General features: G+C 52.5%; 14 protein-coding genes. 2 read left to right on the forward strand and 12 right to left on the reverse strand.

Going from position 1 to position 12,240, the window contains the following annotated elements; genetic code table 11:
- The 12 genes from I6N98_RS05450 to I6N98_RS05505 all read right to left on the reverse strand — a co-directional run bounded on the left by I6N98_RS05450 (nucleotide 1) and on the right by I6N98_RS05505 (nucleotide 10,994).
- Entirely contained in the window at nucleotides 1–1,164 is a 1,164-nt protein-coding gene (locus I6N98_RS05450) for a PilT/PilU family type 4a pilus ATPase (protein WP_198570784.1), read from the reverse strand.
- A 53-nt stretch (nucleotides 1,165–1,217) separates the two neighbouring features.
- A complete protein-coding gene (locus tag I6N98_RS05455) occupies nucleotides 1,218–3,260 on the reverse strand; it encodes a pilus assembly protein TadG-related protein (protein ID WP_198570785.1) in 2,043 nt (680 codons plus the stop codon).
- Between the two features lie 4 nt (nucleotides 3,261–3,264).
- Entirely contained in the window at nucleotides 3,265–3,531 is a 267-nt protein-coding gene (locus I6N98_RS05460; RefSeq protein WP_198570786.1) for a DUF3613 domain-containing protein, read from the reverse strand.
- Nucleotides 3,528–4,238 (reverse strand): tetratricopeptide repeat protein, encoded by a 711-nt coding sequence (locus I6N98_RS05465; protein ID WP_198570787.1) that lies wholly within the window; start codon nucleotides 4,236–4,238, stop codon nucleotides 3,528–3,530. Before I6N98_RS05465 ends, I6N98_RS05460 begins: the two co-directional genes overlap by 4 nt.
- 12 nt (nucleotides 4,239–4,250) lie before the next feature.
- Entirely contained in the window at nucleotides 4,251–5,117 is an 867-nt protein-coding gene (locus I6N98_RS05470; protein WP_198570788.1) for a type II secretion system F family protein, read from the reverse strand.
- A gap of 11 nt (nucleotides 5,118–5,128) precedes the next feature.
- A complete protein-coding gene (locus I6N98_RS05475; RefSeq protein WP_198570789.1) occupies nucleotides 5,129–5,941 on the reverse strand; it encodes a type II secretion system F family protein in 813 nt (270 codons plus the stop codon).
- A 65-nt stretch (nucleotides 5,942–6,006) separates the two neighbouring features.
- The gene (locus I6N98_RS05480; protein ID WP_198570790.1) at nucleotides 6,007–7,257 is read right to left on the reverse strand and encodes a TadA family conjugal transfer-associated ATPase; all 1,251 of its coding nucleotides are present in this window, start codon (nucleotides 7,255–7,257) and stop codon (nucleotides 6,007–6,009) included.
- A gap of 23 nt (nucleotides 7,258–7,280) precedes the next feature.
- Entirely contained in the window at nucleotides 7,281–8,606 is a 1,326-nt protein-coding gene (locus I6N98_RS05485) for a type II and III secretion system protein family protein (RefSeq protein ID WP_198570791.1), read from the reverse strand.
- 38 nt (nucleotides 8,607–8,644) lie between these two features.
- Nucleotides 8,645–9,535 carry a Flp pilus assembly protein CpaB gene (gene cpaB / locus I6N98_RS05490; protein WP_198570792.1) on the reverse strand — a complete coding sequence of 297 codons (891 nt, stop codon included), beginning with the start codon at nucleotides 9,533–9,535 and terminating at the stop codon, nucleotides 8,645–8,647.
- Nucleotides 9,536–9,699: 164 nt separating this feature from the next.
- Nucleotides 9,700–10,191 (reverse strand): TadE/TadG family type IV pilus assembly protein, encoded by a 492-nt coding sequence (locus I6N98_RS05495; protein WP_198570793.1) that lies wholly within the window; start codon nucleotides 10,189–10,191, stop codon nucleotides 9,700–9,702.
- A gap of 27 nt (nucleotides 10,192–10,218) precedes the next feature.
- Entirely contained in the window at nucleotides 10,219–10,758 is a 540-nt protein-coding gene (locus tag I6N98_RS18765; protein ID WP_198570794.1) for a prepilin peptidase, read from the reverse strand.
- A 41-nt stretch (nucleotides 10,759–10,799) separates the two neighbouring features.
- Entirely contained in the window at nucleotides 10,800–10,994 is a 195-nt protein-coding gene (locus tag I6N98_RS05505; RefSeq protein WP_198570795.1) for a Flp family type IVb pilin, read from the reverse strand.
- A 161-nt stretch (nucleotides 10,995–11,155) separates the two neighbouring features.
- On the opposite strand from I6N98_RS05505, the gene I6N98_RS05510 reads away from it, so the two are divergent.
- Both I6N98_RS05510 and I6N98_RS05515 read left to right on the forward strand, forming a co-directional pair.
- Nucleotides 11,156–11,617, forward strand: a complete 462-nt coding sequence (locus I6N98_RS05510; protein ID WP_198570796.1) for a regulatory protein RecX — start codon at nucleotides 11,156–11,158, stop codon at nucleotides 11,615–11,617.
- A gap of 147 nt (nucleotides 11,618–11,764) precedes the next feature.
- Entirely contained in the window at nucleotides 11,765–12,190 is a 426-nt protein-coding gene (locus I6N98_RS05515) for a Spy/CpxP family protein refolding chaperone (protein ID WP_198570797.1), read from the forward strand.
- Nucleotides 12,191–12,240: the final 50 nt, after the last annotated feature.

Raw genomic sequence — 12,240 nt, forward strand, 5'->3', positions numbered from 1 at the left:
CTATCCGGCGGACTCCTCTTCATCATCTTCTATTTGAAGGCTCAGCGATGCTGGGCCTTTTTTGGTTTCGGTTTCGGGTTCTGCGGCGTCGGCAGGAATGCCCCGCTCGCTGTGCAGCTTAATGCGCAGGCGCAGGTTGTTGGCTGAGTCCGAGTTCTTGATGGCGTCCTCGTAAGAAATGCGCCCCTGCTCGTAGAGTTCAAACAGTGCTGCATCAAAGGTTCTCATGCCCAGGTTCTCTGACTTGGCCATAATTTCTTTAATGCTCTCCACCTCACCCTTGTGAATAGCCTGGGCGACGGAGGGCGTACCCAGCAATATCTCAATGGCTGCACAGCGCTTGCCGTCCACGGTGGGCACCAGGCGCTGGGAGACAAAGCATTTCAGGTTGAGGGATAAATCCAACAGCAACTGATTGCGCCGCTCCTCGGGGAAGAAGTTGATAATCCTGTCCAGCGCCTGGTTGGCATTGTTGGCGTGGAGGGTTGAGATACAGAGGTGGCCGGTTTCCGCAAAGGCGATGGCGTGCTCCATGGTTTCCCGGTCACGGATCTCGCCAATCAGGATAACATCCGGGGCCTGGCGCAAAGTGTTTTTTAGCGCCGCGTGAAAACTGCGGGTGTCCATGCCCACTTCACGCTGGTTGATGATGCTCTTTTTATGGCGGTGGATAAATTCAATGGGGTCTTCAATGGTGATGATATGACCGCTGGTGTTGGAGTTGCGGTGATCGATCAGCGCCGCCAGGGAGGTGGACTTACCCGAGCCGGTTGCACCGACAAACAGCACCAGGCCCCGCTTGGTCATAATGACGTCTTTGAGAATCGGGGGCAGACCCAGGGTGTCGACATTAGGGATATCAGTGACAATGTTCCTCGCCACAATAGAGACTTCGTTGCGCTGACGGAAAATATTCACCCGGAAGCGTCCTACCTTGGGGATGCTATAGGCCAGGTTCATTTCCAGCTCGTGCTCAAACTCCTCCCGCTGATCGGCGTCCATGATGCTAGTGGCAATATCGCGGATCTCGCCGGGACCCAGTGCGCGTTTTTCCAGGGGTTTGATTTGGCCGTGAAACTTGGCGCAGGGCGGGGCGCCGGTACTGAGGAATAGATCAGAACCGGCGTTTTTGGCCATGATGGTTAGGTAGTCGTCGAAGGTCATTATTACTCTAAATTCCGGTGCTCTTTTTAGTGGAGCGGTAAGATAGTCAGGGTTTATCGAGAGAGTCTAACAGTATCGTTCTCGCAAGTAAGCGCTGCGCCTACTTCAGTTTCTGCAAGGGTGGCACCAAGAAGACCTAATATTTCGTTCAGCAGGCTATCTAATAGAGGCCCCAATACAAGCGCAATAGCATCGGTAAGACCGTCCACCAAAGTATTGACTACCGATCCCACAAGAGCCAGTAGCGTTCCCAGGCCGTTATTGCCAATGTTGCCGCTATCGGGGGTGTAGTACACCAAGTCAATGTCCGTTAGTAGGCTATTGATATCGGTCACAAGTCCAGCGGATTCGATCGATTGGTAAGCTTCCTCACCAAATCCTGTATTGACCTTAGGAAGATAGTCCTCCGAAGGAGAGTTTTCATAGGTTAGTGTGCCTTCTACTGCTGTCTGTAAATCGTCTTGTACAGGGTCTTCGCTGCCGATGCGCAGAGCCACGCCACCTCCGACATAGGGGTTGCGATCGGCCAGCGAACGGTCTGAAACCCAGCTTCCTCCCGATAGGTATTCCGTGGAACAGATTAGGGCGAGAGTACACCAGTACTTAACGCTGATTGTACCGATATCCAAGATAGGAACCGGGTCGACATCATAGGGAGCGGAGCCCATGGCATTATCGGCAGCAATATATTTATCGGCACCCATATTGCCCAGCGTCACTGTCGCCACGGAGGATTTTGCCAAGACATCCAGGGTCTTACTATCAGTAGCGTCATCGCAATTGTAATCGGTGACGCGAGCTTCACCTTCGCCGGCGGTGACCACCAAATCGACCCGAGGCGAAGATAGGATGTCAATGTCGGTCACTTCCTCGTAGCGCTCACAATAGACTATGCACGTGAGACCAGTAAGAATATCGATGATATCCAGGGATAATACGTCATTGACCAGATCGGTGATGCCAGTCAGCACGGGGTTGTCCAGTAGCGCATTGAGGCCGCTGGCCAACGGCAACTCGACGGAGGCAAAGGCCCGCAACTGGGCATTTCTCGCGAAAATAGCATTATTGCCATAGGGCGCTTCACTCGCCATCTGTGGGTTGCCAATTGCAGAGAATGCGGGGGGCTCTGTGACCCTGACTCTCAGGTAGGCCGTAGCAACGCCAAGATCTATGTCCAGTTCGGCTTCGACACCAGATTTGTTATTTGCAAGCTGTATGGCTCCCTGTACGAGCTGCATCACTTGCAAATCCGCGTCCAAGCCAGCTTCCTCACTGCCAGTTTGCACCTTAATGAGTTCGCCCAACTGGACCAGTGGCGTCATGCCTGGCACCGCTAGCGCAATATCACGAATCGCATTGACAGCGACGGTATCTCCTCCTGCCTGTAAAACATCAGCTGACAAGTCGAGCAGGTCGTAGACAGAAATGTCTGTGGCCAGCAGGGTATCGTAATCTCCCGCCTCTATGCCTAGGCTTAAGGCCGCTTCGTCCAAATAGCTCAGTAAGTTCAGGTTGGTATCCAGCAGGCTTTGCCAGCCACCGACGTCTAAACTCAGGGTCGTTCCCAGCAGACCCCCTAAGAGAGCATTGAGCAGATCTGATTTTTCTGTGTCTACAGATAAAATTTGGCTGCGTATGGTGAGCTGTGCTGTGGGTTCGCAGGCATTTGCTCTTGCCGTGGTGGTGAGAATGATGGGGTCGTTGTCAAGGTTCATCATTCTTTCAAATAAGGACGGGGTAATTTGCCGAGTGACCACAACCTCTACGCCGTTTTCACCAACTAAGGTCGCATTGATCGTGCTGTCGCCACCGTCTTCAAAGCTGCCTTTGTAATTGTTGCGGGCCATGACATTTTCAGCAGCCAAATCGAGCGCTGCATCATCCATTGTCTGGTTACGGCAATACCGCAATGCAGTCTCTAGCGCTGCTAAGTCGGTGTCCTTCTGCTGCGACCGCTTTTCGAAATAGAGCCGACCAGTATCTGTTACCAACGCCATAAACGCTACCATAGAAAACAACAAGACGGCGGCCATAAGTGCGGCAACGCCGGATTGCGTGCGTCTACTTGTTGTGTATTGACGTCGGCGCATAAACATGGGATCAATCCTCAGAGGTGAAGGAATCCTCAGTAAAACGTTCGGGAATGCCGTGAGTGAAGCTTTCTACATAACGAGTGTAGATGTTGGCGCGTACCTTTCCGTCCAAGTACTGTTCCTCCTGGCTGGCATTGTTTCCCGAGCGCTGCTGCTGCAGCAACTTAGCAGTTGCTGTCAGTTTGGGAGCGGACCCGGAATTACCTTCGGGCTGTGCAAGGGCAACGTTAATGGATAACGCTAGAAGCGAGCCGAATAGAATGGTGGTTTTCATAGGTTTCTTCCCTTTTCCAGGTGCTGTTTGTTGACCAGAGCCGGTTTGCGAAATTGTCGAGCTTGGTCGATTAGGCCGTTAAATTCTGCAGGCTCAATACCATTGTTTTTGGCCATAGTGACGGCGGTTTCCCGGTCGCCATCCAGAATCAGGCTCATCACCATGTTGCGTATGGCGATAGGGTGTTTGGCGTGGAGCTGAAGCGCCGTCATAAATTCGTGCTGAGCTGCTTGGTAATCTCCGTGGGCCAATAGAATAAACCCATAGTCGTTGCGTATATCTGGATTGGTAGGCTGACTGCGTCTGGCCTTTTGCATAAGTTGATGGGCCTGTTCCATTCGACCCTCCATGGCGTGAATTTTGGCCATGCCGGCGTGACCATAGGCGCTGAGGCAGGTCAGGCTTAGGTCCCTATAGCTGTCATAAGCATCTTTCAGTTGCCCGGTGTTGCGTTGTGCGTCGCCGCGTAGCTTCAGTACTTTTGGATAGGGCGGAGCTTGCTCCAAATACGCCAGTGCTGCATAAAACTGGCGCTGCGCTACCTTAGTTTCTATAAGCTCAAGTTTTACCCGGTAATTCTTGCTGATTTTGGTTTCACAGCTCACCGCATTCGCTTGTTGGGCTGTGCCCACCGAAGCGCAGGCAAACAGGAGTGTGCTGGACACTAGCACTAGGCTGCGCTGCACATGCTTTAGAGTGAATTTCATATCTATGTCCCTTTAGCCGTTACCGTTCAATGCCATGGATATATTCAGAAAAGCGGGTCCCGCCACGACGATCAGGAGGGCCGGAAATAAAAAAGCCATCATGACGAGCGACATTTTGCCGGACATTTTGTTAACGTTTTCCATTAGCGCCAGCCTGCGGCGATTTTGAAGTAGTTTGTAAAGCTCATCGAGGGATTTATCTATGCTGCCACCGGTAATGGACTGCTGGCGAATAACAATTAGGTATTCTTTGAAGCCTTCAGCGCTGGTGCTGTTGATAAGGTCGTAAAGTGCTTCCTCTTGGCTTTGGCCTGCTTCAATCTTATTGACTGCCAACTGCAGCTCCTGAGAGCAGGTTGGTGCCAACTCCCGAAGTTGGTCGCATATAATGGCCATAGTCTTGGGAAGAGATAGACCGACACGCCACAGCATGCGGGTGGTCTGAACTAGCATGAGTGTTTCTCTATCCAGTTTCTCCTGCCGTGCGTCAGCGAGCTGCTTTAACAGGAAGTAGGCAAAGTAGCTAAGTACGAATAAGCCTCCTGTAATGACAACCAATATCATTGTGGAGGGGATGTTTACAAAGAAGCTGTAGATACCCAAACCAAGCGCGATCAGGACGATGGCGACGACGCTGAGTGAGATGGCCTTAATTTGGTCATCTGCACCAAAGATACCGGCGCGACGTAACAGTTGAGACAGTGACGCGAGGTGGGTGTTTTCTTCCCGCAACTGCCGCCATACATCTTTGGAGCTGAAGTCAAAGTCAGGCTTTTCCTGCTTGTTCTCACCATCCACGTGAGCGAAGGCCAACAGCAATACGGGGGCGGTGCACAGTATCAAGGCACCGATAATGTAGTAAAAATGATAGGCTTCCACTCATCGTCTCCTTAGGCGTCGATGTTTTTAACCATTCGCCAGATTGCCACCATGCCCATAACCTGAAAAGCTACGGCGGCGATAAGAATCTTTTGGCCGCCTGGGTTGGCCCACATGTTTAATAGAAAATCTGGATTGTTGACGAACATATAACCGGCGATAAGCGGTGGCATAATGGCCAGTACAACGGCGGTAAAGCGCGTCTCGCCTGTCATCGCGCTTAGCTCCCGTTTACCGGCATCTTGCATACGAAGAATGTCGACAATGTCGTCGAGAATATTGCGGATACTTCCCCCGTACTGCTCATTGATCCTCAGTGCGGTAGCTAGCATGTCGAACTCGTGTACCTGATTGTGGCGGGCTTCTCTTTCAAAAGCCTGATGGAGTTCTGTGCCGATTCGTACCCGGCGAACCACCCTGCGCATCACTGTACCAAGAGGACGTTCCAGGGTTTCAACTGAATCGGAGATGGCGTTCTCGACACTGATACCTGCGGAGAGTCGTCGTGTGACTTGATTGATAAATGAGGGCAGCTGCTCCAGCATCTTCTGGCGACGGTAGGAACCGGTAATCTTGACGATGATGATGCCAATACCGGGGACACACGGCACAGCCAATAAAGCGTACTTCCAGGGCAGTACCACGATACAAACCACCATGGCACTGACTAGTATTGCCAGTACGGCGTTGACAACCTGCGGGGGAACTTCGACAGCATTTTCCTGTAGATAACTTTCGATGAATGCCGGCGTCTTACCTTGCTTTTCCCGGTGCAGTTCCTCGCCCTTATCGATATCATCGCTGTCGTCACTGATTAATATCATGACCACAAACCCGAGTCCCGCAAGTAATAGTGCTGATGCTACCCAGATCATCACGTCAATCCCTGTTAAAAAGCCGCGCTTTCGAGCAACGGTACCGGTTCCGCCTCTTCAACGCGTTTCAGGCAGTTGTCTTCGTCGTCGAAGCGGTAAATATCTTTAAGGCGAATCTCGTTATCGATGACCTTAAGCTCTGATATTTGCATCACTCGGCGCATGCCGTCGCTGCGGCGGCCAATATGCACAATCATATCCAGAGCACTGCCGATCATTTTCAGGATAAGTTCACTCGAGCCTTTAAAACCTGACATCCCCACCATCATCTCCAAGCGAGTTACGGCGTCTCTGGCGGAGTTAGCGTGAACGGTGCTCATGGAACCGGCGTGGCCCGTGTTCATCGCCTGCAGCATATCAACGACCTCGCCACCGCGGCTCTCGCCGACTATGATTCGATCTGGTCGCATCCTAAGAGCATTTTTAACCAGTTCTCGGGCAGAAATCTCACCGACACCCTCGTTATTCTCTGGGCGCGTTTCCAGGCGGACAACGTGGCCATTTCGCAACTGCAGTTCCGCAGCATCTTCAATGGTGACGATGCGCTCAGTCTTGGGAATATACTGACTGAGGATGTTGAGCAGTGTGGTTTTACCCGAACCTGTGGCACCGCTGATTAGTAGGTTAGTGCGTTTTTCTACCCTTTCCGTTAAGTATTGTAGGGCATCTTCAGTCACCGAACCGCTGGCGATAAGCTCTTCTGCTCGCAGTGGGTCCTTGCGAAATTTCCGAATAGACAAACAGGGGCCATTTAAAGCCAAAGGAGGGACGATGGCATTGATACGGGACCCGTCTTCCAAGCGACCGTCTACAATTGGGCTGGACTCGTCGATACGGCGACCCAGTGGTGAGATCATTCGGCGTATAACCCGCAGTACGTGCCGATTATCTAAAAAGCGCAGGTCGGTTTTTTCCAACACACCGCGCCGCTCTATATAGATCTCTTTAGGGCTATTTATCAAAATGTCGTTGATGGTCGGGTCTTCGAGCAGTGCCTGAAGCGGACCGTAACCGACGATTTCGTCCAGCAGCTCTTTCTCCAGCTGATTAAACTGTTCCCGGCCGATGTTGATTTCATAGATCCGGCAGTACTGCCGCATGTAAGCGGTGATGGCTTCCTCTAGCTTGCGCTGATTATCGTCATAGATAACCTTGTCATCCTCAATACGATCGATGACAAACTGGTGCATGGCAGCCTTGAGGCCTTCGTGATCCTCTGGACTGGCCAGGCGTTTTTGCGGAGTTCTGCGTTCGATAATTCTCATGGCGCTATACCTCCCCTTGGGGGCTAGTTGGAAAAGCCCACAGCAGCCTTAGATTGACGCTTACCTGCTTTGTCATCGCCCTTCATGGGGTCGCCAAAAAGCATATCGCCGAAAGAGGGCGTGTAGTGCTTGTAACTGTCACCGGGTAATTCGACGAGCTGGGTTTCCCTCGCCAGTGGTTTCACCAGGTGAGGGGTCACAATCATCACTAGCTCCTTGTCCTCTTGTTCAAAGCGAGTGGAGCGGAACAGGGAACCCAGGATGGGAATGTCTCCCAGACCCGGAACCCGATCAGCGTTGTTGAAAGTGCTACGGCTAATAAGCCCGCTGATGATAAAGCTCTCCCCGGGGGCCAGTTGGATAGCCGTGTCGGTACGGCGAACTCGTAGAGATGGGACGGCAACACCGCTAGCTTGGACACCGCTGGTAAAATCCAGGTCACTGACTTCTGGTGCCACTTTGAGCATAATGCTGTTCTCGCTGAGTACTGTAGGGGTCAACCTCAGGCGAACACCAAATTCTTTAAACTCTATCTGTACTTGGCCATCCCGGTTGGAGACCGGATAGGGAAACTCGCCGCCCGCCAGGAAGCTGGCTGTTTGCCCGGAGAGGCTGACCAGCGAGGGCTCGGCGAGGGTATACGCGTAGCCGTTTTGTTGCAGCGCATTAACAGCTGCGCGGAAAGAGTCAGTGGCATGCCCAACCAAGATTGAAGACGCAGACGTGCCAGTGGCAATTCCGCTGACCAATTGCCCTACAGGGCCGTCGCCACTAAGGATTGGCAGAAGCCCAGTTGAGCCCACTGCGACAGATGTGTCACCACCGAGGCCGGCAAAAGCGGTGCCAATTTGTTTCAGTTGAGAGCGGCTATACTCAACGATCTTAATATCGGTTTGCACCTGGATCGCACCGCTTTGCACCGTGTTGTCAATTACGTTTTCGCCGACTGAGCCAAGCAGATTGCTGTGCTGACTTAGGGATGCCGGTTGCCCCTCAAGGACAATGCGATCACCTCGGGCATCAATCGCTACCCCAGCGGTACTGCTCGGAGCGGCAGCTGGGACGACATCGATTCGAAACACTGTAGGCTCTGTGCTGCCTTGCCAGAGCAGTAGCTGGGTAGAACCAAGCTGTTTGGCAGTCAGTAGAAACTCACGTGAATTTAGTACTTTTAAAGTCGCAACTTCCGGGTTACCAATAGCACTGCGTTTTACGCTGTACTTGGTAGACAGAGGCATCTGTTCGCCGACATTGAGTCGCAGCGTTTTATAGGGTGTTGCGGCCAGACTCTGCGCTGATACAGCCATACATATCAGTAAGAGTATGCTAGACAGCCATCCGTACTTCATGTGTTGGACTCCTGTATAATTCGTTTGCACCCGTGTCATTATTTTGGTACTCGCACTGTTTCGACTTTATCGCCGTTATAGACGTAAACTGATTTCGGTCTCGGCGGTGGAGTTAAGCCAGTTACTGCCTTAATAAAAGTAGCATCATCTTCGATATTTGCGTCGTCTGATGTCAGTTCGTCGCTTTGGCCGTTGTCGAGGTGGGCGAGATCGGCCTCACCTACTGCCACCAAGCGCAGTTCGCCGCGCTCTTCAGCCAAAATCAGCTTGTTGACGTCTTTCTCTGAAACTTGGAGAACTGCCGAGCGGCTTTTCTTGCCGTCTTCTCTGCCACTGCGTTGGTTCTTTTTCTCTTCTGGAGTAGTCACTTCAGGTCGCTCGGATTCGACCTCCTCACCAAAAGCCAGGACTTTTACATTGCGCAGAATTCGACGGGACAGGCTCTTGTCGTAAGTTTCCTTGGAGGCTCTAGCGGAGAAGATGACGTCAACATGATCGCCCGGTTTGAGAAAGCCGCCGGTACCTACGACCTCATCAACTTTAACTGCCAATGCCCGGTGTCCCGGCTCAATCAGTTGAGTAAGAGTGCTTTGTTTTTCGAAGTGCGATGGTCGAAGAACATCACCTTTTGCGATATCGAATTCGACGGTTTTACCCACCACATCGCCAATGCGGTTAAAACTGTCGTCGACTTTGATAGGGAAGGGCGTCAACGTGAGGTCTTCTGCGGTCAGGGTGTCTCCCCGTGCCAGGGTACGGGTTGTGACCAGCAGTTTTTGAGCGTACACATAGTCGCTAGAGGTGCTGGTGGCAGTCGCTGGCTCTACCCGCTTGATTTCCTGTTGGCTGATCTTGTAGCCAATAATACCCATAAACAGTGCACTGATGATGAGTAATGCCGCGATGATCTTTAGTGTTCTGGCTTGCATCTTCGTGTCCTTTGCATTGATTAGAGCCCGTTGGGTGGAGCGCGTCGGAATTCTGAACTCTGTGTCACTAAGATTAGGGGGTGTGTCGTTGCACTTGTATTGTGGTGTGTACGTATAGTTGAGAAGGAGGTTGAGAAGCTGTTCTCACTTTCTACTTCTCTTGGTCACATTAGAAGGCTGGCCTTGCCGACCAATGCGGCTGGCAGACTCGGCATCGGCCCCAAGCCGGGGAGATTTATAGCCTGTAAGCGGGGGGCGGCGCTGAAGCTTAACTCGCAGATTACCTCCGTACTTTCGGTGCAAGAAATCGCGGTGGTGAGCTCGTCGGCTTCAGCAAAATGAATCAGGCTAGGGATAGTGGCATTCCCATTCTCATCGACGCCGTTCTCGACGCCGGTTCCGGGGGAAATGCCGTCTATGGTGTCTTGAATGTGGTCCTCCCACTCGACGGCGGTTTCGCAATCTTCACAGGCGATGGCGACACGAAGTATCTCTTCGCTGGCGTAGGTGAAATTTTGAACCGTAAGAAAAGCCAGACTATACGCAGCGATGGCATAAATCAGGATAAAAAAGACCGGAAAAATCAGTGCAAACTCTATGGCGACAGCGCCTGTTTGTTTGCTTGTGGCCTTACCATAGTGGCCTTTGATATTCATAACTTGTTTCCCCTTCAGGCGATACACTCAAGTAAGACCAAAAAAAGTGGAATACACAGTAGTACCGACGTGCATCAACAGAGCCCCTAGGGCTATTGCCGACCCCAAGGGTAAGCCGAAGGTATCCTTTCCACTGGCTCCGCCGGGCGCTTCTAGACAGGCGGGATTGTGGCTGCAGGGTGCGCCAAGGCGGGGTGCGTTTCCTTCTATGACGCTGCCCGGATGTTGTTGCATATAACGGCAAAACTGCAGCATTAAAGCAACCGCTATGGTACCCGCTGCGAAGATGACCAATAGGGTCAGCGGTGGCCATAGGGGCGCTACTGCCACCATTAGCTTTACATCGCCACCGCCTACGACGCCACGTATATATCCAGGGAGGGTGAGGGCGAGTCCGATAAGCAGGTTCAGACCCACCTGCTGCCAGGCCGGCCCACCGAAAAAGCCCGCGTACACCAAGCCTGGAATAGAGAGAAGGAGCAGCGATGTATTGGTAATCCGCCGCTGCCGCCAATCCCTGGCTCCGATCCACGCCAGTAGCACGAGGCTACACCAGTAGAGCGCCATATAGCCTCCAGGGCAACGCTTCCCTGCTGTTGGTTATGTAGTTACTCGAGCTCTGTTTTGATATCGGTAAAGGCTTTACCCATACCAACAGTGGCATCGTTCGGGTCGCCGATAAGGGCTACAGCGAATACGATAACTGCTACCAGAATTGCAGCCATTACCGCGTATTCAATCGCGCTGACGCCACGCTCGTCATTTTTAAGTTTTACAATTTGGCTGGTAATAAAGTTTTTCATGATGCATCCTCTGGGTTTGGGTTTGGTAAATGTTGACCGAACCTCGTGAGATTCCCTCTCGGCCATGTGTCTACTTTGGTCGCATGCCGGTTTAAAAAAAATAGGTAGTTGCCCTAAGGGCTTAGCGCATTTCGTGTGACATATTTCGCATTTCCGCAAAAATGAGCAATAACCACAAAGATAGTGTGGATTTAACCCCTCAAATTCGCCGCGCGGCCATGGATTTGCTGGCTCGGCGGGAGCATTCTCGGCGTGAGCTAGCGACCAAGCTGGCGCGCCGATTTTGCGAGGAAGACACCCCGGAAGTTTTGGATGGCCTGGAGCGCGACGGTCTGCTCAGTGACCGGCGTTTCTGTGAGTCCTACACCAGGATGCGCAGCGAAGCGGGCTTTGGGCCGCTGCGGCTGCGGGCAGAGTTGCGGCAACGGGGGGTGGCCGAGGGCGTCATTGCGGAAGTGTGGGATGAGCTACCGCTGGATTGGTGGCAGGCTCTCTGTCGTCTTAATGAAAAAAAATACCGGGGCCAAGAATGTGCTGATCGCCGGGATGTGGCCCGCCGTGCCCGCTTTTTTCAGCAGCGGGGCTTCCCGCCAGACCTGATTGGGGATCTTCTGCATGTGTAAGCGCTAAACTTCGGGTCGCGCTCGCTGTCTCCATAGTGTCAGGCGTAGAGTGCATCGTTGATTGCTGAGCGTTAAAATTCGCTCTTGCTGCGCTGATGGCCGATTTCAGCGTGCTATTGCGCAAAATTATCAGTTGGAGACAAGTATATGAACGTAAAGAAATGGACCTCGTCACTGCTATTGGCTGGTGTCTGCACCATGGGGGCGACTGTCTCCCTGGCTCAGGCGGGAGGTGCCCCGGCTCAGCGTATGCAGCAGCTGGCTCAGCAGTTGGAGCTCACCGACGCCCAGCAAAAAGAGGTGAATAAACTGATTCAAAACTACGCAGATCGGATTAAGAAGCTGCAACAATCGACTTTGACCTTGCGCAACGATATGGCGGCTATCGATCTGGCAACACTGTCATTGGACGATATTTCCAAGATGAGCAACCGGGCCGGTAAAGTGGCTGCAGGAAGCACCGGAGCGGTGCTGAGAACCCAGTACGAGTTTTACAAGCTTCTCACGCCTGAGCAGAAGACGCGCTACGAAAAGTTGAGAGAAGAGAAAAGAGGGCAGTTGAAGGGCCTGTAAAGGGCCCTCTTGTAGCCGGGATATGGGGGCTTGGGGTGGCACGCCACCCC

The organism is Spongiibacter nanhainus (assembly GCF_016132545.1).
In the GTDB taxonomy this organism is placed as follows: Bacteria; Pseudomonadota; Gammaproteobacteria; order Pseudomonadales; family Spongiibacteraceae; genus Spongiibacter; species Spongiibacter nanhainus.

What these genes read in the sequence shown, in the direction of transcription:
- I6N98_RS05450 (WP_198570784.1), bottom strand. Translation starts at nt 1,164, where the DNA reads ATGACCTTCGACGACTACCTAACCATCATGGCCAAAAACGCCGGTTCT.
- I6N98_RS05455 (WP_198570785.1), bottom strand. Translation starts at nt 3,260, where the DNA reads ATGTTTATGCGCCGACGTCAATACACAACAAGTAGACGCACGCAATCC.
- I6N98_RS05460 (WP_198570786.1), bottom strand. Translation starts at nt 3,531, where the DNA reads ATGAAAACCACCATTCTATTCGGCTCGCTTCTAGCGTTATCCATTAAC.
- I6N98_RS05465 (WP_198570787.1), bottom strand. Translation starts at nt 4,238, where the DNA reads ATGAAATTCACTCTAAAGCATGTGCAGCGCAGCCTAGTGCTAGTGTCC.
- I6N98_RS05475 (WP_198570789.1), bottom strand. Translation starts at nt 5,941, where the DNA reads ATGATATTAATCAGTGACGACAGCGATGATATCGATAAGGGCGAGGAA.
- I6N98_RS05480 (WP_198570790.1), bottom strand. Translation starts at nt 7,257, where the DNA reads ATGAGAATTATCGAACGCAGAACTCCGCAAAAACGCCTGGCCAGTCCA.
- I6N98_RS05485 (WP_198570791.1), bottom strand. Translation starts at nt 8,606, where the DNA reads ATGAAGTACGGATGGCTGTCTAGCATACTCTTACTGATATGTATGGCT.
- cpaB (WP_198570792.1), bottom strand. Translation starts at nt 9,535, where the DNA reads ATGCAAGCCAGAACACTAAAGATCATCGCGGCATTACTCATCATCAGT.
- I6N98_RS05495 (WP_198570793.1), bottom strand. Translation starts at nt 10,191, where the DNA reads ATGAATATCAAAGGCCACTATGGTAAGGCCACAAGCAAACAAACAGGC.
- I6N98_RS18765 (WP_198570794.1), bottom strand. Translation starts at nt 10,758, where the DNA reads ATGGCGCTCTACTGGTGTAGCCTCGTGCTACTGGCGTGGATCGGAGCC.
- I6N98_RS05505 (WP_198570795.1), bottom strand. Translation starts at nt 10,994, where the DNA reads ATGAAAAACTTTATTACCAGCCAAATTGTAAAACTTAAAAATGACGAG.
- I6N98_RS05510 (WP_198570796.1), top strand. Translation starts at nt 11,156, where the DNA reads ATGAGCAATAACCACAAAGATAGTGTGGATTTAACCCCTCAAATTCGC.
- I6N98_RS05515 (WP_198570797.1), top strand. Translation starts at nt 11,765, where the DNA reads ATGAACGTAAAGAAATGGACCTCGTCACTGCTATTGGCTGGTGTCTGC.